Annotated in this window: 17 protein-coding genes; 2 read left to right on the forward strand and 15 right to left on the reverse strand. The window is 43.0% G+C overall.

The window, feature by feature from the left end:
- Positions 1-57 precede the first annotated feature (57 nt).
- The 11 genes from PBAL39_RS01970 to PBAL39_RS02025 form a co-directional block, all read right to left on the reverse strand.
- Positions 58-1,146 (reverse strand): PIN domain-containing protein, encoded by a 1,089-nt coding sequence (locus PBAL39_RS01970; RefSeq protein ID WP_008237700.1) that lies wholly within the window; start codon positions 1,144-1,146, stop codon positions 58-60.
- On the reverse strand, positions 1,143-2,039 hold the full coding sequence (locus PBAL39_RS01975) for a restriction endonuclease (RefSeq protein WP_008237702.1): 897 nt from the start codon (positions 2,037-2,039) through the stop codon (positions 1,143-1,145). The genes PBAL39_RS01970 and PBAL39_RS01975 overlap by 4 nt, the downstream gene beginning before the upstream one ends.
- 56 nt (positions 2,040-2,095) lie before the next feature.
- Positions 2,096-4,114, reverse strand: coding sequence for a hypothetical protein (locus PBAL39_RS01980; protein WP_008237704.1), 2,019 nt, complete (start codon positions 4,112-4,114; stop codon positions 2,096-2,098).
- 471 nt (positions 4,115-4,585) lie between these two features.
- Positions 4,586-5,260, reverse strand: a complete 675-nt coding sequence (locus PBAL39_RS01990) for a hypothetical protein (RefSeq protein WP_008237707.1) — start codon at positions 5,258-5,260, stop codon at positions 4,586-4,588.
- A 19-nt stretch (positions 5,261-5,279) separates the two neighbouring features.
- Positions 5,280-5,795: a hypothetical protein gene (locus PBAL39_RS01995; RefSeq protein WP_008237710.1), complete on the reverse strand. Its 516-nt coding sequence runs from the start codon at positions 5,793-5,795 to the stop codon at positions 5,280-5,282.
- Entirely contained in the window at positions 5,792-6,226 is a 435-nt protein-coding gene (locus PBAL39_RS02000) for a peptidoglycan-binding protein (protein ID WP_008237711.1), read from the reverse strand. The genes PBAL39_RS01995 and PBAL39_RS02000 overlap by 4 nt, the downstream gene beginning before the upstream one ends.
- A 32-nt stretch (positions 6,227-6,258) precedes the next feature.
- Positions 6,259-6,648, reverse strand: coding sequence for a hypothetical protein (locus PBAL39_RS02005; RefSeq protein ID WP_008237713.1), 390 nt, complete (start codon positions 6,646-6,648; stop codon positions 6,259-6,261).
- Between the two features lie 72 nt (positions 6,649-6,720).
- Complete coding sequence (locus PBAL39_RS02010; protein WP_157273851.1) at positions 6,721-7,377, reverse strand: DUF6266 family protein; 657 nt, start codon at positions 7,375-7,377, stop codon at positions 6,721-6,723.
- A 176-nt stretch (positions 7,378-7,553) separates the two neighbouring features.
- A complete protein-coding gene (locus PBAL39_RS02015) occupies positions 7,554-7,829 on the reverse strand; it encodes a helix-turn-helix domain-containing protein (protein WP_008237715.1) in 276 nt (91 codons plus the stop codon).
- A 5-nt stretch (positions 7,830-7,834) separates the two neighbouring features.
- Positions 7,835-8,485: a DUF6266 family protein gene (locus tag PBAL39_RS02020; RefSeq protein WP_008237716.1), complete on the reverse strand. Its 651-nt coding sequence runs from the start codon at positions 8,483-8,485 to the stop codon at positions 7,835-7,837.
- 225 nt (positions 8,486-8,710) lie between these two features.
- On the reverse strand, positions 8,711-10,144 hold the full coding sequence (locus PBAL39_RS02025; RefSeq protein ID WP_008237717.1) for a GntR family transcriptional regulator: 1,434 nt from the start codon (positions 10,142-10,144) through the stop codon (positions 8,711-8,713).
- 301 nt (positions 10,145-10,445) lie between these two features.
- Here PBAL39_RS02025 and PBAL39_RS02030 point away from each other — a divergent pair, with 301 nt between their 5' ends.
- Together PBAL39_RS02030 and PBAL39_RS02035 are read left to right on the forward strand one after the other, a co-directional pair.
- Positions 10,446-11,186 carry a hypothetical protein gene (locus PBAL39_RS02030; RefSeq protein WP_008237719.1) on the forward strand — a complete coding sequence of 247 codons (741 nt, stop codon included), beginning with the start codon at positions 10,446-10,448 and terminating at the stop codon, positions 11,184-11,186.
- A gap of 9 nt (positions 11,187-11,195) precedes the next feature.
- The gene (locus tag PBAL39_RS02035) at positions 11,196-11,543 is read left to right on the forward strand and encodes a hypothetical protein (RefSeq protein WP_008237721.1); all 348 of its coding nucleotides are present in this window, start codon (positions 11,196-11,198) and stop codon (positions 11,541-11,543) included.
- Between the two features lie 110 nt (positions 11,544-11,653).
- Here PBAL39_RS02035 and PBAL39_RS02040 read toward each other — a convergent pair whose 3' ends face one another.
- From PBAL39_RS02040 to PBAL39_RS02060, 4 genes are all read right to left on the reverse strand, one after another.
- Positions 11,654-12,499 carry a transporter gene (locus PBAL39_RS02040; protein ID WP_008237727.1) on the reverse strand — a complete coding sequence of 282 codons (846 nt, stop codon included), beginning with the start codon at positions 12,497-12,499 and terminating at the stop codon, positions 11,654-11,656.
- Positions 12,500-12,649: 150 nt separating this feature from the next.
- On the reverse strand, positions 12,650-15,358 hold the full coding sequence (locus PBAL39_RS25660; RefSeq protein WP_008237738.1) for a putative mismatch repair-like protein: 2,709 nt from the start codon (positions 15,356-15,358) through the stop codon (positions 12,650-12,652).
- Positions 15,359-17,734 (reverse strand): DUF4350 domain-containing protein, encoded by a 2,376-nt coding sequence (locus PBAL39_RS02055; protein WP_008237739.1) that lies wholly within the window; start codon positions 17,732-17,734, stop codon positions 15,359-15,361.
- Positions 17,734-18,672 carry an ABC transporter ATP-binding protein gene (locus tag PBAL39_RS02060; protein ID WP_008237745.1) on the reverse strand — a complete coding sequence of 313 codons (939 nt, stop codon included), beginning with the start codon at positions 18,670-18,672 and terminating at the stop codon, positions 17,734-17,736. The genes PBAL39_RS02055 and PBAL39_RS02060 overlap by 1 nt, the downstream gene beginning before the upstream one ends.
- Between the last annotated feature and the right edge of the window lie 19 nt (positions 18,673-18,691).

Here is an 18,691-nt window from a genome sequence, read left to right on the forward strand (position 1 = left end):
ACAACTGCAAGCAATAATACTAAAAACATTAGCAAATCCATAGGAAACTTGTCACTTTTAATCAGTTTTGTTCAGCTCTATACTTTGACATTCTAATTTGCTGTTCACAATTAATGTCACATCAAATGGGATGGTCTCTGTTTGGCCGACGAGCATCACATGTTTATTCCAGTCAGAGTCGATTACGGCATATTCCTCATCCCTGCTGGAATAATAATCTGATTTATCTACAAAATATTCAAGTTCGGTTTCAATATCGATCCTAGCATCAACCACAAATTCATCGGCACTCAGTTTTTTTACTGTTAAATCGCGGATTTGAAAATTTTCATGATAAGCAGTGATCTCCCGATCGTCATCTGAGTAATCGCCTGGCGCAGAAAACTCAAAATTACTAAGGTTACGACCAACATATTCATTATCTAAATACTCTTCAATAATTGACTTCAATTCAAAATCCCAAAAATCATTTGCATTAAGCCGCTCCCTGAATACATCTTCCTGCACGACATATAAGTTCAATACGTTGTCGACAAACTCCTTTAGATTTCTATAGACGGCCACCGTGTCGCTCTGCAAATCCTGTTCATCTAATTCAGCAACCAAGTCCTCGTGCAGGTTATCACCGGACATAAAATCGGTATGATTATTTGTCACAAATACCATTTCGGGGCGGGATGCTATTTCTTCGCCAGCTCCTGAGATCAAAGATTTAATATTTTCCCAAATGAGATTGTCGCGATAACCCTTTTCATTCGTATTAAAAGGTTTTGTTTTTAACATCGCTTTTTTTGCCAAGAACCGATGATCAGTCTTAGGATACGGAATTACTTTAACATCGTATTCTTCAAATAAAGACATCAATCTGTCACGGTAGTTGTTGACCAGATCACTAATCACCTGGTCGTTCGTCGGGCTAGTTAATCCTTCCAACGCCAGTTCTTTAATCGTATCTAACTCAGATTTGATTTCTTTATGTGCCTTCTCCATGCGTTGCCGGAATTTGTTGACGATTTCGTCTAATACAATTTCAGGGACATGCAGTGTCAACTTGCCCTCTTTCAATTCACGTAGTAAAATCAGGCTATTGGGCTTCTTAAAATTGAAGTCATCATAAATAATGTTAGTGTCTAATACAACTTTCATGGTTGAGGCTTGTTGATGGCAATTTTAACAGCAAATTGTTTACCGGTTCTTCTCAGCGTTATTTGAATATGTCCTACATCGTCAATTTCGTGTTGCATGGCGAAAGCAAATTCATCGAGTTGTTCAATCGTGGAACTCATCAACCTAAGATGAAGCCAATCACGATCCTGGGAAAGAAATACATCATTTAGATTGATCGGATATTTTTCGTTTTCATATTTAACAATTTCAGGCCAAAGGAAATCAAAATCAAATGGTTCAAAGTCAATAGGTAGATCATCTTCGTCGTAATCACTTGATTGATAAGCCATCATCAGAAATACCAGCTCTTCTTTAGCGAATTTGGCCGGATCGACAATCTCCGCCAACCTGGCAAGTGTTTTTACTTCAGGCAGTGCTTTTTGAAAAAGCCATTGCCGAACCAAATTCTTAACCCACGCTACAGTATCATCCGCAAAGTATTTTACAATCAAATCAGGAAACGCTAATAACCTTAACTTGATTTTTTTTCCGTCAATAACATGTATTTTAAAACTGGCCATTTCCTGGGTTTTGTTAAGATAATCCCAAGTGTCTTTCGTCGGATGGGTATTCGTTATTAAAACAAAATGTTTTACACGATGCGCCGTTGCCCAACCGATCTTGCTCACTAGTTCATCCATAGGAACACCGCCTGTGTAAAATTTGCACTCAAAAAACCATTTTTCCGTGTAAGAGCCCAATAAGGGATTAATTACCGTGGACAAGCCTTCGATATCCCTTCCACCATCTGCACTGCCCTGATGCCAGATCATGTCGTGATACTGGTATTTCATTAGGAGGTCGAAGCATAGTTCCTCAAATTGACGCCAATCAATACGATCAAAATTAATATCGCTTTCTTCGAAATTCATTAACTACGGCCTTTAGTAAATTTTAAATATAGTAATTCTTGTTGCTACACATTTGATCAAATAGCTGCATCCGGTGCTTCGGGATCGTTTTTGTCTAGAAAATAGCTTTGTGTATACGCTGTGTAAGACGGTAAAATATGCTCAAAGAACATTTTGCCGAAAAGGCCGGTGCTGACAATAGATTCCAAATTAGTTCCTTTGTGTTTGATGCGGATGGCTCGGTTTTGATAGATAAAGACGCCGTGATCTTTTTCGCCTTCAACGACTTTCATGGTTTCTTTTTTCGAGAGCCATTCCGCTTGCATTTCAAAGGCTTCAAATAACTTTAGGTACTTCTCTATTTCCAGCATAAAGAATAACTTGACACGGCCAAAGATGATATCAAATAAAAAAACTCTTGGGAATGGTAGAAAAAACAATGGTTTGTGCAATGACTTAATAATGGAAAGGAAATCCACAATGATATAGTTGCCTCCATGCTGATCGCCCATAGATTTTAACAGTAGAGGACCTAACCGACGAAACGGGCCTTCGTAAAGTGCAATGTGTAAACAACGCTCAATAACATCATAGGCCCACATGTTACGGGCCTGTAATTGTGCATATAAGCCATGTAGCCGGTCATGAAAATAAGGCGTTTCTTCTTTGGGCGTAATAATTTTTACAGGCTTTCCAGATGATGGGTCTGTACCCTTGTCCGTATTCAATATCTCCATCAACGAAAACATCCCACTAAATTGCTTCATGTTCCGGTCTAATTGCTGGATCGTCTTTTTATCATGTTTAATATCTTTGAAGATTTCCTCCATGGATTTGTCGGACTTTAGCACATCATCCATTACCTGAATTATCTCGTGATTTTTACGCCCTTGTTTAACCTCTATAAAATGTAATGCGTCTTTGCCGTCGGTCATCAGGATATCTCCAACTTGAATATAAGCTGACAGGTCAGTGATCAGCGCAAAAGCCAAAGGATCTTTGTTCAGTTCGTTTGCAGCACTAATGACCGATTCAATATTAGATTTAAGTAACCGCTTTTCGCCCTTCACGCCTTGATAGAGCCTTCTGGCAATATATAATTGTCCTTTGATCTGCTGCCAAACAATGGTATCTATCAAATGGCGTAATACCGCCTCCTTATGGTGTATTAGATCCAGGAGGCTTTCGATTTCGTCCACCCTTGTTTTTTCCTTTTTTCGGTTGAGCGGTGTTATTTCAGCTTGTAATTGATCTTTCTCAGTTTCAAAACCGAGCAACATGTTAACAATTTTAGTTTGCGCCAGTTTGAAACCTTCATGAACGTTGGTGATGAAAGTTTCCTTGTTTTTTTGAATTAATGCCTGAAATTCCTCGTAGGTCTTACCTTTGGTATCGGTGGTTTTATTCATCCCATAAGCCAAAATTAAATCCGTTAATTCAACGACCTCTTTTTCAAATTCGCTTAGTGCTGCGGCACGTGCCAAATGCGCTGGACGCAAGGCGTCCAGCTTTTCAATAGCGGCCTCTAAACTTTCCGTTTCCGTGTGTTTGAGAATTTCTTGTTCATAGGCCTCAGAAATTAGTGTCTTGATGCCATTTCGCTTCGCGTCCAGCAAATATCGCACACCATCCATCTGCCTTTCCCCAGCTTCCTGCAAAATGGATTGCACAGCCAAGCCAGCTAAAATGCCCGGAGAGTTCAAGCCAATATTAGAAGGAATCGAGGTATAAATTACCTGGTCAACGCCCTCAAAATTATCTATTCGGATGACGGTAACTGAGTTTTTTCCAGGCTCCTTATTCCTCGGGTATGGTTTAACATTGGTTTTTTGCCGAGTTTCTCGCCGCCATAACATATCCTCAGCTTGGGTCAAGGAAATACTGCATTCTAGCACCAGAATTTGCGCTTTGACTTTGGCTCCACCTTCTTTCACAGGAATAAGTGTGGGAGCATCATTTCTAGTGCTACTTAACCTAGCATACTCGATAGCGAATGGCGTAACGCAAGCTATCCGGTCAATTATAAGCGGTTCAATTTCTTTGCCTGGGTCATTAATCAAAGACCCATAGGCCAGTATTCCAATTTTTGGACTCATGAACTGTGATAGTTATGGTTTATAATCAAATATAACGAATGGAATCCGTGAAAACCTGAATGGCGAATGGCTTTTGCTTTTACAACACCTTCTTTTTTTAGGTTGACAATGGTACTAATATCTATAATCGAATTATTTATAAAGCTATAATGTTCGTTCAAAGGCCAGGTCTTTTTCTCAGATCTCATAGCCTGATATTTTAAACGAATTTCTGATATGGTAATCAGGCCCCTAAATAAAGGATAACTGAACATTATCGTTGAGTCCTAATACTTTTTTACTGATATCTCAAACTATGGTTGACGGTGATAAGCTGATACTCATTAAAAATTGAAGATAATTTCGAAATGAGCTTCAGACGGTGTAGAAGATAGAAGTTAAAGATTCTAAGTCTTCTACTCGAGCGGGTATGCAGACTAAACTACATCAATAAAAAGGGCTGTGCCAAAAGACAGCAGCCCGGTCCCCCGTTTAAATATCCCTATCCTTACAAAACGCTCCCAGATACGTTGTTCCAGAAACATAATTACCACATTTACTCACGAAAAATGCCCAACCTTCAATCCTATGATGGTCAGCCGCCCCTTCCACATAAAAATCCAGCATTTGGTTACCTCTAATATAGCCGGCATTTTCCATCACATAGAACCTCTGTTGGTAAACATTAAATAGCAACATCACCAATCGATCTGCATCTTTTTCCAGGCCTGTCGCTCCATCACCACTGGGATCCCAGGTTAACCTAAATCCTTCCCAGGGTTCATTACAAATAACAGGATTTGGCAAGCCTTCCATATAAACCCCATTCAAAGAATGAGTTAATGAAAGCGCAGAAAAATCGAAATACAAGTCCGGATAATCCCCTTTGATACATCCCAAATTCTTTTTCTTCACCTTAGTCTCTGCCGAATGATATTTCGACCCATTATGTTTACAGCCTATTCTTACAACGTCCTTGATTTCATCTGAGCAGTACTTGTGAAGAGAATTAACTATCTGGTGTTTCTTTTTCACCGGCGCACCCGGCACCTCTTCAATCTCGCCAAGTTCATTTTTAGTATAACATTTATGCCCGTAATAAAACTGTTCTCCTATAGCAATTTCATCGAAGACATAAGCAATCCGTTTTTTGATTTCGTTCATCATTAGAATAAAATTTAAAGCATTAACTTTTCCGTTTAATTTTCCGGTACAGCCAGAACAGCAGGACGAGGATACCAAGCACCACCATCAGCAGTAACTTCCAGGAAACAGATGTAATTTTTTGTTTGTGGCTTTGCTCCTCGGCTAACTTTTGTTGGTTACGGGTTGTCAATTCCTCTTGCACTTTCAACTTTTCGTCGCCTTTCATCCTGGCCGTAGCAGTCCTTAGGGAAGAAGCAGTTCCTTTAATATCAATCCTATCTGCTTCTCCCCTAAAGCCACTATCCTGGCTAAAGCTGAACCGGCCTTTTGGCCATAAGGTGACCTGGTATTGCTGGTTACCTGAGTCTTTCCGGTAGGAGAAAAAATCAATATTCCTTTCCCGGTCAAAATCTGAGGACAATACATACTCAGAAGAGGACTTGGAATTACTCCGATTCAGGCTCTTATCTGTAGATACATTTTTGAGCAGGTTACAGCTGTAAATGAGCAAAACGATCAGTAGAAGTACAGTTAGCAGTAACTTGAAAGCCCTCATGGTAACCTCCTCTCTCCATCCGTCCAGTCCGCAAACTGTTTAATTGTTCTCGCATGCCGTCGTCTGACATAGACCCCATCCCCGTCCCTGCTGCCATTATCATTTGTATTACCTTCCACGCTTACGATCCAGTCCCCATCCTGCCTGACCACAATTCCCACATGCGCAATCCTCTTTAATTCCGAGAAGTAAATCCCAATCAGGTTGGCGGGCAAAGCAGAGCGGGCCAATCTTGAAGAGGGAAACAGATCTGGCGACCAGCCCGATCTTGGTTTAGCAAAACCTGCCTGGCCAAACACCCATGAGACATAAGCTGCGCACCAGGGCTGCCCTCCCTTTAACGATACATATCGAAGGTATTCCTCTACACGGATACCACGGTTGGAATACCCTGTTTCCTTCACGCCGACTTCGGCTGTTGCAATGCGCACTATTTTTTGCCTGACATTTTGATTGGACTGCCTTAGCAGATGGCGATCAGGCACAGCAGGCTTGAAAGCAGTAGCAAGGAAAATGAAGCAAAGTAGAAAACGTATTGTTGCCATGTTTTTAAAAGATTGAATTGTGAAACCATATATTCCACTGACGGTAGCGCTACCGCCAGCACAAAGCGCTGAAAAATCCACCAGCACAAACCCAGTATCAGCAGAAAAGCCATGATGCTCAGCAGGATCAAAAGCCAGATGCTCTGATCAATGGATCCCGCAGCAACATCTGCTTTCCGCAGGAAACCAGGTGCGCAACACCACAGCAACAGGAGTATCAGGAACAGTAACAAAGGCTCTGCTTTAGTCAGCAGTTCAGGAAAATTTGGCGTAGGGAATTCCTTAAACCCTAATTTTTTAGTGTTCATAATGAAATGTTAAAGATTTGAAATGGTTGTTTTCAGATACCCGGCAGCGCTGAACACGCTGCCGGGAAATCTTTAGGCGTCGATCGTCTGGATCGAGCCAAGGTAAACTGTTGGAGAAACGATCTTACCGTCATCGGAGACAAAGTATCCCCAGCCATGCACTGGCGCGGCAGCAAACTGACGCGATGAAGTAAAAGTCATTGTCTTATCGGTACGGGCTGGTGTAAGCGCAGTACCCATAATGACGTCTTTTGCCTCGCTGTAGAAAACGACAGTCAGCTTATCTGTTGCTTTCGTTTCCGGCCGGAAGTTCTCCGTATCCCAGTCGATCTTGATCTTATGCATCGGTAATGCAGTCAGCACCGGGTTTAGCAGCTCATCAATTCCGTCCGAGTTGGGATCTGTGAGCAGCACATTTGGATAATTGATCTCGTAAAGTGGGTAGACACCTGATACCGCCTTTTCAAGATGATACTTTACAGCTACGTTCATTGGTGTAACTCCCATGGTATAGCTCTGGAACACACGCTTGATGTAGCTGGATAGTTTACCCAGGAAATCGGTTACCAGCCCAAACTTTGCGTGCTGATCCAACTGCTTTGCGGTTGGTGGTTTGTTGGAGGGAGCAGGCAGGGTCTTGATGACTTGTATGCCTCTCCATACGGATCCCATTGCTGGCCCTAGTTTTCCACTAAAGGGTCCGAGATATCCATTTCTGTTAGTTGCCATAATTGTTAAAATTTAATTGTTAAACATTTTGTTATTTCGAGCTTTCCACCTCCGGATGTTTCCGGCTCGTTGAAACGAAAGTAGAACGTTAAATCATAACTTCCTAACGTACAGCACCATATTGCCGGATTTTACCGGTTTTTACCGACCAGTTACTGGCTTTTACCGAACTCGGGTCAGGCTTTTCGCCCTTTATTGTTGACCAGCATCATCACGTCTGATTCCAGGTAATAGTTCGCACCTCCGATTTTCCTGAAGGCAATCCATCCTCTGACGCCCCAGTTGTATAGGGTCTTCTCAGATTTTTTCAGCAGGTAGCTGGCTTCTGAGGTGGAAAGGTATTTATCAGGATTGGGGAACACAGTAAGTCCTACATGCTCCAGAATTTGGGTATTGCGTTCCAGGAGTTCTTTGAGGAATTCCAGTACTTCTAATATTCTTCTTAAATACATAATGCTTAGAGGGATTTAGTTAAGGTTAACCGGCCGGTATACACGCTGTTAGATATCTTTCTGCGGTCGCTGGCAACGAAGGCAATACAAGTTTCAATGATGCTGAACTTCAGGTACCTGGGCAGCTCCAGCAGCGCACGTTCTTTTTCACGACGCTCACCGGCAGTGATATACACCGATTTGTTCACTTCAGGGAAGTAAGCCAGCAGCATCACCTGATCTGCCCATTGCTGTGCCGGATCTGTGGGATCGTACTTCCAGGTAAACAGGAGCTCATTATTGACGATCGTGACGACCGGATCCATGGGCGGCCCTAATGCGCCCATGGCTACAAGTACCTTGGCGTAATCAATGCCAACATCGGGATATATACCTGCGATCGCATTTTTCCGGATATAGGAAAAGGATACATTTTGTTGGTTTTGGTGTTGAAGGCGGGCTTCCAGCTCATAACCGACATGGAGAAAACCTTCAATTGAATTCATAAATTTCTGAACTAATTTTACCAAAAATTGAATTGCAAGTTCATTTGGAGTAAACGGCGTGGTACGGATCCCCACGCTACGTGTTACCATCTTGCCATTTAATAGATAACTCACAGTGCGCCCCACTTTTTTCGATCGTTTTCCTTTAGGATTTCTTTTAGAATTCGGCATTTTTCTTGGTTTTATGTGATGACTTGGTTAATTCAGTTTGTGGCTAACCACGCCCTATATGAGGGCTAAGGTTAACAAGGGGTTATCAAGGGGATGACAAGGGGTTCACAAGGTTAAAGGGCCATTTTACCTCATTAACCCCTTGTCATCCCGTCTGCAAGACGCCTTCACACCTAGCCGGTATATAGCCGGTGTATAGGGCTGACAGGAATTCCTGAAATGGGTTTACTTTTCCCAATTCATGAACTCCAGTATGCTGTGTATCGGACTCCAGTCGGTCGTCAAAAGACTGATACGTACAATTTTTACCGGTTTATCAGGTTCATGGTTGAGGTTTTCATTTTCATGAAAAACCGGGCTGGTCCTGGTGAATTCAGTGATGTGTAAGGGCACTGTTTCCTGATAGATAATAGAAGCGAAAGTTCCTGACCTGGGGATAATCACCTCCACTTTTTTCGTGATCAATTTACTCAGTACTTTCTCAATAGCAAGACGTCCCTGAGCACGTTGTTGGTTGATGATGCTGATTTCTTTTTCCAGTCTTGCCCTGCTTTCATCCAGTCTCGCTACCTTTTGGCGGATCACTGGCCAGGTGGCAAAAGCCCGGGCCAGCTTCCTGCTTATGGAATCAAAAAGATGTGGGGGACCAGTCACGAGATAGACATTGTACAACGGATTGAAAGCGGGATAATGACATAAATAGATGACTCGTCTACTGTCTATACGTGGATTTATGCCAGGTTCATCGCGATAAAAATGATCATCATCCAGCATGATGATCCAGAAGCCATAAGCTTTGGACATGGCAATCAGTTCGATAAACCGGCTTTCCGATAAGGTATTCGGAACAGGAAAATCGGATGTTTGCCTGATCAACACTGCTTTAATGGTATGTTTCAGACAGGCCGATTTTAAGTTGTCGGTTAACATACCGTCCTCGTCCGCACCAGTAAAGACCAGTTTCCTGTTAAGGTCTGCAATGGATGACATTGCGGTATAGTCGGAATAAGACACCATAGCCACATGGTCTCCACTTTTAGTAATGGATTTGAGTACCTTGGTCAATGCAAAATTTTCGGGTATAATACATACATGTCTTACACTCGTGATGTATTTATTCCGAAGCAGATATCTGGCTCCGATGTCAAGAATATATTCCTGAGATGTGCTGCGCCCCCTGACTAAACTTCCCGTTAGCTTATACTGCTCCGGTTCATGATAAGCTTCTCTGAGCATTTCGGCACCTGACTTTCCAAGGGTTAACATATTCAGCTTGGACTGGTCCAGAAATGAAAAATCGTAGTCGTTCCCAAATATAGGCAGATCATCTGCTCTCGGCTCATCCTCATCATCCTGGACATTAAGAGGATACATTTTAGTGATCTTTCCGAAACCGTAAAGAATCGTGTCCTGTTTTTTTAAAGCATGGTAAGCCTTCTGGACATTCGAGCGATCGGTTCCGATTTGCTTAGACAAACTATTTATTGACGGCATCCTTCCCATCGGTGGGTGGTTGCCAGTTGCGTATTCTTTACAGATATATTCGATAATCTGGCGCTTCTGTGAAAACTTGGCACCTTTAACAATTTGCCAGGAAATGTTCCAGAATTGAGCAGCGTCAATGGAGGGGGAGATTGGGCATGGAGGACGTTCAGACATGTCCAAATGTAAATCAAACAATATTAATTTGCGACACAAAATTTCTTTGACACATAAAGTTTTACTGTTCGTAACCTATCACAAGATACTATAACAATAAATTTACATTGATTGCAAATCAACAATTCCCTGTTCAAAGAGAATTATTTTTTTTAATAAAAAACTAAAAATCAACTATTTAGAATATTTGATTGCAAGAATCAGTATCAAACTCTACCAAAAATGCTGTGGTTTTGTAGCTGTTTTAGCGAAATGCGTCTTCAAGGTTTTCACACGAACCTGCAGGAAAAATGAGCAAATTATGACACCTAAAATTCAGCTAGTTGACACCAAAGGAATTCCATTTACTCCTGATATATTGGCGCAAAAATTAAAACATATGGAAATTAGATACCCATCTGAAAATGACGCCTTCGAATTTGATTTACTCATTCGTGGCTTAGTAATTGTCCTGACTAGCATGTGGTCAGATGTTTACGACTATAATTATTACCTGGCTTTTAAAAAATCTAAGAAGTCCTACCCAAAGGAGTTCCACAATTCGATATATCAGCCAATTGAGCACCTTGTATTCCTCGGTGGGGTTGATGACCCTTTTGTACAAAACGGTTATCAGACATTCTCCCGGATTAGCAGATTTAAACACGCTTTTAATTTTAGGCATCTCATATACGAGCGGACTGATTTAAATGATCGTGATATATGTACTGAATCAGGAAGATTTTCTGCTTGTAAATTAATACGGATGGATTCCAAAAGTTATAAACAGATGCGGGTGTCCTATCAAGGAGTACTTGTCGACTTTATTTCAACGCTTTATAAATATGCCAGTGCCCTCACCGTGCAAAGCAATAAGATTCCACGGGGTTTCGCCAACCAGTTTCGAAATGGCGGCAATGGAAAATATAAACGACTAGACACGAACATTATCGAAGTGAGTTTGTTGCTTGATTTGATATTGTCTATCGAAAGCAACTTGGCAGAGTTTATAACTTTGAATAAACCGAGGCGCAGGAAGGGAAAAATGGACGATCTAAATTAATAATAATCTATGCCCCAGAAGGTATCACTATACAGTAAGGCATTCATCATGTTATTAGGCGTAGCCGTTATCGCTGTGATTATATTATATGTTTATTTGCAACAGCAGCAGACAGAACGCATACATTTCATTCATCAAAACTATGGCAGCACACGTGGCATTATTAAAAGCAAGCATCTAAGAAAAAACAAGATGGTTGTTGTTTACCAGGTAGACGGGGAAACGTATATCACACCTATCAATTTCTCTTCACATGTGCGCCACCAAATAAAAGCAGGAGATAGCATTTCCATTAAATATTCCAGAACAAAACCAGCATTAATACTAACCGCTTTTGACGAGGGATATGAGCCCTGAAATTAACAAAGTTACTGGTAGTGCAGAATGAAAGTCAAATGCCAAGATGTTTGGCTTTGTCTTGATCAGCCAGGTGCTTCATTTGAACGTAGCGGGAGAAGCGTACACTGCTAAAATCGGCATGATGCGCCGATAAAGTATTGTTTGGAAGCTGTTTTCTGTAGTCCACAATTCAAACCGGCATCAAGTTTAAAGTCTTTACTGGCCTCTACCTGGACAGACGCATTTAAAAAATTAGACCATTGATGTGCTTTAAGGTCATAGGTATAATAAGTTTCTGCAATACCGTCCATTCCTTTTATCAGCGCATGGCTCAGCGTCAGCGCTTGTAAAAACTCAGTATGCATTGCCTGCGCATCGGCATCTTTAAGCCGGTCTGCTTGTACCTGGAGCCCAAGGTTCCATTCACCGGGTAGTTTGAATAACATAGGAACAATCATCCCGCCTTCAAAGCGGCTTTGATGATCATACTTTGAACTGGGGAACTTGACATACGGTAAAATAGCAAGCGCAAAATTACCGTCATCATTGCCTACAAGATTCTGCTTGATTCTTAACGTTACATCGCCAATACCAGAGCTCACCTTGCGCTCGCCCGAAGCCAGGTCAAGTTCTTTTTGACGGCCAAAACTCTGCAGTCCTATCTGTATGGCAGTAGAACCTGTCAATCCAATTTTCAAATTGGCCTGATTGATCAGCAATGTATTTGTCTGGCTTTGCTCAGATCGCTCCCGGGTCACTCTGACGAAATCAGTTTCATATTGAAAATGCCCGGCATCCACCGTGAAGGGAGATTCGGTCACATCTGGACGGTCCGTTTCCATATCCCTCATCTGCGCTTTTGGCACAGGATGAAATAATGAGAAGCTGGCGGCAGGTGTGGCCTGAGCAAAACTCTGAACAGGCAGATAAAATAGAGAAAACAGCAAAAGCAGAATCTGATGGAATTTATACATAGTTACAAAGCTGGGATGTGATGAGTAGTAAGCAATACCTTACTGACTTCATGCCTTAACCCATTACTCAGACAAAAGGTTTGCAGCACATAGAAATAAAAAATTGCAGCTTCGTCATACAAAGATCTAAACATCGCCATTGGCATGGTTTTACTTTGATTTTAACAGGTCAAAAATCCCTTCATTCTCTATAATCAGCATCCCCTGTCGATCCGATGTAATACCTTGTTCAAGTTTATAAGTATACTTAGGTTTATTTCCCTCCATCACCGTAGGCAAATACGCAAACTGTACCTGGCTCCCGCTATTCTGTAAAGCAGGCCCCACTTCGATGATATGTGTAGACACGATGTAGAAACAGCTCCTGTATTTTGAAAATGCCCCGGTCACTGCCAACGTACCATCATAAGCATCTTTCACATTTGTACCTTTAAACAATTCATCAAATATGACAACCAGTTTTTTGCCCGCTCCCACTTCTTCTGCTACTTTTTTAACACGCAGAACTTCTGCGTAAAAGTGGCTATGCCCATCGGTCAGACTGTCTGGTACATTGATCGAAGTATATAACCCATCTTTAACGGAAAACTGCATATCCTCCGCCGCTACGGGGAACCCCATGTGTGCCAGGTAAACTGCAATGCCGAAAGCCTTCATGAAGGTCGACTTACCTGCCATATTCGCCCCGGTCAGGAACATCATATTTTCGTCCTGGGTCAGGGACACAGCATTTGGGATTCCACGAACCAATGCCGGGTGCACCAATCCCGTTAATCGCATGATGTTTTCTGTAGGAGGGAGTGCATGTGCATAAGCGTATCCCCGATGTTTACCAACCCCACTTACAGCAAAGAACACATCCAACCGATATAAGCAATTGAGCACGACTTCCACTTCATTTCTAAGCGTATGTTTGAACAGGAAGTCATATTTCGCCACCTCAAACAAGGACAACTTTTCCAGACTTTGCCCGGTGTGAAGAAAACCTAAACGCTTGTCATTTATTATCCTTTGCTGGGATGCCAGTTCCTCAAAATAAGGGCTACCAGTCAGGCAAATTGCAGCCAGTTTCTCGACAAACCCCGCATATAACTTCAGCATCTTAATGGCAGCCAATAGTCCATCATGAATAAAACTGAACTGCTCGTCTTTTAAAAACTCAGCCTGCAGCTTTTTAGAAAGCAGACCTAGCAATGCCGAAGGTAAATTGCTCTCAGTGCCTGACGTTAAATAGCCTTCCGCAAGTACAAACAGCTCCTTTTTTACAGGAAACGTAAAGCCCAGACTGCCGAAATATTTGAATAAACTGCTGCGTAGGTTGATTTGCTCAGCATCTGTTAAGGGATGATGAAACATTTCTTGCAGCAGACGTTCCCCTCCTAACGTTTCGACTTTATTAAAGGAGTTATAAACCGAATTCGATTTATATTTCCCCAGCAGGTTTAGGTCAGTTAAGGTTTGTTGATCAACAGTAAACGCGACTGGCTTTTCACTTACGCTAACCACCTGTCCAACTGACTTTTCCTGCACATTTAACCCACAATCCAGGGCTTGCAGGATTCCTTCATTGTTGATGATGATTATTCCATGCCGGTCTTCCGTTATTCCCTGTTTTAGTTTGTAGGTGTAAACCGGCGTATTACCTGACATCGATGTAGGCAGGTATACATAGCTGATGTTCGAACATTTTTCCCGCAGCACATCCCCAGCTTCGATGATATGGGTAGAGATGACAAATATGCTTCCACGCTTTCTGGCAAAACCTTCTGTGAGCGCAATGGTTGCTTCTCCGGCATCCTTGACATTTGTACCTCTGAAAAGCTCATCAAATACGATGAACAGGTTTTTAGTTTTTAGTTCAGCCGCTATCTTTTTTGCGCGAAGGACTTCAGCGTAAAAATGACTTGCTCCCATACCAAGGTTATCCGGTAGATTGATCGTGGTATAAATGCCATCCAACACCGAAAACCGCATCCCATCTGCAGCCACAGGGAATCCCATGTGTGCTAAGTACATGTTGACACTTAGCGACTTCATAAAGGTGGACTTTCCGGCCATATTTGCTCCGGTCAGAAATATCACATTGCTATCCCGGTTAATCTCAATGGAATTAGAAACTGCCTCTTTAAGTTGGGGATGATAAAAGCCTTCCAGCTGAACTACCTGCTGATCTCCGGGCAATGCTAAGGGGAAGCTGAAATTGTGTTCCAGGGCAGTTTTGGCTATGGCCAGATAGACATCCAATTGATAGACCTGCTGCAGCAATTCATGGATCAGCTCCCGGTTGCGAAAGCGGAAAAGCACATCATAGGTCGCATACTCGGTATTGGAAAACTTCTTTTCGGCCTGATGCTCCAGCACTTCAGCGAAATCAGGATGACTTAAAATTGATAGCAATGCAACGCTATCCTTCTGATAATAGTCATGGATCCCCACCTCTAAACTGTTCAAAAATGTCCTCATTTTTTTCATCAGGCTGGCAACAGCGTTAATGCCTTTATGAAAAGAAGCTACCTCTGCGTCTACAGCGATCAAACTGGTTAGCTTGGCTGAAGCAGACTGCACTTGAGCTGAGAGCTTACTGCGTTCATCTGTATTGCTCAGGTACTGTTCTATGATCACAAAATCTGCAGGATCAAAAGGAAAGCCTACTGCTTTTGAAGCGAAGTACCTGATCAGTACGCTGCGCTGACTAATGGCAGCCTCGTCTGACATCGGATTCCTAAAAAATGCTTCCAGCAAGGCCGCACCACCCCGCGTCGCTGTTTTGTTAAAGAGGGCAAACACAGAATCGCTTCCGTGTTTACCAAAAATATTTAAATCATCAAGCGTTTGTTGATCTGTTGTAAATAACTTCATCTACTTCCTCTTCCTTCTAATTAACAAAATAACGCCAAAAGCCATCAGCAATCCTGGCAAGATCCAGACATATAAAATGCGTAGCGCAGCTAACTGTTCCCTATTGACGTTCACCCGATTGTCTTTTGCCCTGGGACGGGAAGTATCAATAGGAAACTCCCCATCACACATCCAGCTAAACAATGCCGTGTTGAACGCAAAGTTAGCCGTCCGTACATTCATCCGCTGCAATTCCACATTACTCATGAAATCTGCGTCGCCGGCAACAATGATTCGCTGCGCTTTACCGTTCACCTTGCGGCTAAGGCTCAGTACAGTTGGAATAGCTCCTCTCACATCACCTTCCGCCGACGAAAAGCTGACGGTACCGGTGTTGCTTCTGTTTGCCACAGCAGAAGGAGATGCGGATGGCTCCTGTTGATTTAAACTTGCGGTCACGATATCGGTACCTAATGGCTTTAGCCGATTCCAGCTCAGCCTTTGATCGGTCAGCAACAATGGCTGAACATCAAATGGTCCCCCGCTAACATAAGAAAGACCAGCTGCACCCGGCATTGACACCTTCATGCTATCCGAAAGACTTTCTGCGACCCGTTTTGAGAAGGTGCCTGCAAACTTAGTCAGCTCTGGCGTAACTAAGGTGGGTGCCATGTCCTTGCTCTCTTGAATCAACATCCCTTGCATCACCTGCACACCAAGTTCCTTCAACAGCGGGTTGACAACATCTTGTTTTCCTGGTTCAGCAGCGACCAGCAAGTTTCCTCCGTCGTTGATATATTTACGCAGCCTGGTCATCGTGGCCGGACTGAAAGCAATTTTAGGATCGGCAATGACAAGCGCAGTAATGTCTTTAGGTACCTCGCGGTTTTCTAAAGAAAGCGTATCTACGTCAAACCCCTGATTAACCAGTGAATGGCGAAAAGTGGCCAGGTTAGTGAGGGCCTTGTACTCCCGATCGCCCGTTTTATGAATGTTTCTTTCCAGGTCACCTGTAAGAAAACTGATTTTAGGCATCTTTGCCTGCAGCAGTCGCTTAAACGCAGCGGATACCTCAGTTTCACTTGGCCAGATCATCGGATCATCAAACACACGAAGAAAAGTCTGCCTTCCTTTCCACTTCAATAGCATGACATACTGGTACATTTCTGGTTCCAGATCAATCATCTTACGGATTTCAGCAGGCTTTAGGAGGCTCTTTAGTTCAACATTGTTGTTTCGGGCAAAGATCTCCGCGATTTCTTCTAGGTTTTTGCCGGGATAATACTTGAAGAGTTTACTATCTGTCGGAGCATCATAGTAATTCACCGTTTTAAAAGTGATGTTCTGATCAAAACGCAGATAGGGTGCCCACAACGCCTGGTTTTTGTTATAATACTGGGCACTGCCCATATACCAGAAATTGCTCAGGAGGTTGTTGTATGCAATAACCTCCAAAGGCTCAGCTTTAAGTTCTGTTATGATCTGCTGTGCATTTGGTGTCAGCGTCCTGTTCTTGTTTGAGGTGGCATCATGGTAGCCAATCATACCTGGGCGAGAAGACAAATAACCCAGCAAAAGTGCCGAAACCACAACAGCCAGATATCTGGATGTTTTAATCAAAGCCGGCTTGGATTCCATACCCGCTTTAAGTTTAAAAATACTAAGGCCCAGAAACAGGTAAATGATCAGGATGAAGTAAAACACATCTTTGGTAGTCACCAAGCCTTCCATCAAATTCTGCGTCCGGCCGTTTATGGATAAAAAGTAAGTGAGGTCTCTTACAAATTCTACTCCTTGCCACCAGGTTTCCACATAGCTGAGTACGCCTATGGTTGCAAAGGTACAGATCGCAGCCACCACCTGATAATTGGTCAAAGATGACATGAACAGGCCGATGGCAGCATACGTGCATAGCAACAGGTAGAGCCCCAGCATTGCCGTCATCAACATCCCGATCTCTGCATCTTTAATCTGAAAAACACCGGATACCACAAAGATGCCGGCCACTCCTACGAACAAGAGATTTACGATCATCATCGACAGGTACTTGCCGAAAACGATCTCCCAGACACTGATCGGCGAAGAATACAACAACCTGATGGTTCCGCTGCTGGTTTCCCTGCTGATGAGGCTCATGGTTAACAACGGAATGTACAGGTATAAATTCCGCATGACGCTGCCGAAAAAGCCAAAGATGTCCGTGAAGATCCGGAAGGTAAGCGTGTCCAAATATAATAAAGCCGTGCCTCCCAGTTCCTGCTGACTAACGGTATTGCCCAGCTGATCCATATAGGTGAGTGCAGACTGGATCATGAATACGATGATTAAAAGCCATGCAATAGGTGAATAAAACAGGCTTCTGAGCTCTGCCTTTGCAATTCTGAATACGGTTTTCACTATTTAATGTGATTAGATGATTTACCAGATAGTTGTTTAAAAATTTCGTCAAGCGCGGTTTTGTCTAGCGTAATTTCGCGCAAGCGCCATCCATGTTGAATACTTGCTGCCACCAGGCGCTCGGTGATTTCCTGGTCGCCGTTAAAGTATACACGAAGCTGCTTTGCACTCAGGAAATCAACATTGGTCACTCCCTCAATCATGAGAATATCAGCTGCCGATGGCGGGTTTTCCAGGTGCATGACCACACTATGCGGCTCCACATAATTATTGAAAGCATCCATGGTATCAGAAAAAACAATCCTGCCACCCTCGATCATCCGGATGTCTTTGCAAAGCAATTGCACTTCTGACAAAACATGGGAAGAGAAGATCACTGCACGTTCCGTAGCAATATCCCGGATCAGGGTCCTTACTTCCGTGATCTGATTTGGATCCAGGCCATTGGTCGGCTCATCCAACACCACCAGACGCGGACGATGGATAATGGCTTGTGCGATGCCCACACGTTGCCGGTACCCGCCGGACAGGTTACTGATCAGCCTGCTGCTGAAATGTGTGATGCCGGTCTTTTCTTTCGCTTCATCTACCGCAGCCCTTATGGATCTTTTTTCCATAAGTCGCAATCCGGCACAGTAGGTTAAATATTCATCTACCGTGAAATCCATATACAAAGGCGGATTTTGCGGTAAAAACCCGATTTCCCTTTTCGCTTGTTTGGGATCCTTTCGCATATCAATGCCATTGATGAGCACCCGTCCTTCAGTTTGATTCAAAGCACCACAGAGGATGTTCATGGTGGTCGATTTACCCGCGCCATTGGACCCCAACAGCCCTACAATACCCGTGTGGGCGATTTCAAGGTTAATGTCCCGGATTGCCCATGAGCTGCTATAACGATGAGATAAATGCTCAATTTTTACAATACTTGTTTGCATACAATAGTTTATCAGCCCC

Source organism: Pedobacter sp. BAL39 (assembly GCF_000170795.1).
GTDB lineage: Bacteria > Bacteroidota > Bacteroidia > Sphingobacteriales > Sphingobacteriaceae > Pedobacter.

Coding starts and splice junctions, on each gene's coding strand:
- PBAL39_RS01970 (WP_008237700.1), bottom strand. CDS start 1,146: ATGAAAGTTGTATTAGACACTAACATTATTTATGATGACTTCAATTTT.
- PBAL39_RS01975 (WP_008237702.1), bottom strand. CDS start 2,039: ATGAATTTCGAAGAAAGCGATATTAATTTTGATCGTATTGATTGGCGT.
- PBAL39_RS01980 (WP_008237704.1), bottom strand. CDS start 4,114: ATGAGTCCAAAAATTGGAATACTGGCCTATGGGTCTTTGATTAATGAC.
- PBAL39_RS01990 (WP_008237707.1), bottom strand. CDS start 5,260: ATGATGAACGAAATCAAAAAACGGATTGCTTATGTCTTCGATGAAATT.
- PBAL39_RS01995 (WP_008237710.1), bottom strand. CDS start 5,795: ATGAGGGCTTTCAAGTTACTGCTAACTGTACTTCTACTGATCGTTTTG.
- PBAL39_RS02005 (WP_008237713.1), bottom strand. CDS start 6,648: ATGAACACTAAAAAATTAGGGTTTAAGGAATTCCCTACGCCAAATTTT.
- PBAL39_RS02010 (WP_157273851.1), bottom strand. CDS start 7,377: ATGGCAACTAACAGAAATGGATATCTCGGACCCTTTAGTGGAAAACTA.
- PBAL39_RS02015 (WP_008237715.1), bottom strand. CDS start 7,829: ATGTATTTAAGAAGAATATTAGAAGTACTGGAATTCCTCAAAGAACTC.
- PBAL39_RS02020 (WP_008237716.1), bottom strand. CDS start 8,485: ATGCCGAATTCTAAAAGAAATCCTAAAGGAAAACGATCGAAAAAAGTG.
- PBAL39_RS02025 (WP_008237717.1), bottom strand. CDS start 10,144: ATGTCTGAACGTCCTCCATGCCCAATCTCCCCCTCCATTGACGCTGCT.
- PBAL39_RS02030 (WP_008237719.1), top strand. CDS start 10,446: ATGACACCTAAAATTCAGCTAGTTGACACCAAAGGAATTCCATTTACT.
- PBAL39_RS02035 (WP_008237721.1), top strand. CDS start 11,196: ATGCCCCAGAAGGTATCACTATACAGTAAGGCATTCATCATGTTATTA.
- PBAL39_RS02040 (WP_008237727.1), bottom strand. CDS start 12,499: ATGTATAAATTCCATCAGATTCTGCTTTTGCTGTTTTCTCTATTTTAT.
- PBAL39_RS25660 (WP_008237738.1), bottom strand. CDS start 15,358: ATGAAGTTATTTACAACAGATCAACAAACGCTTGATGATTTAAATATT.
- PBAL39_RS02060 (WP_008237745.1), bottom strand. CDS start 18,672: ATGCAAACAAGTATTGTAAAAATTGAGCATTTATCTCATCGTTATAGC.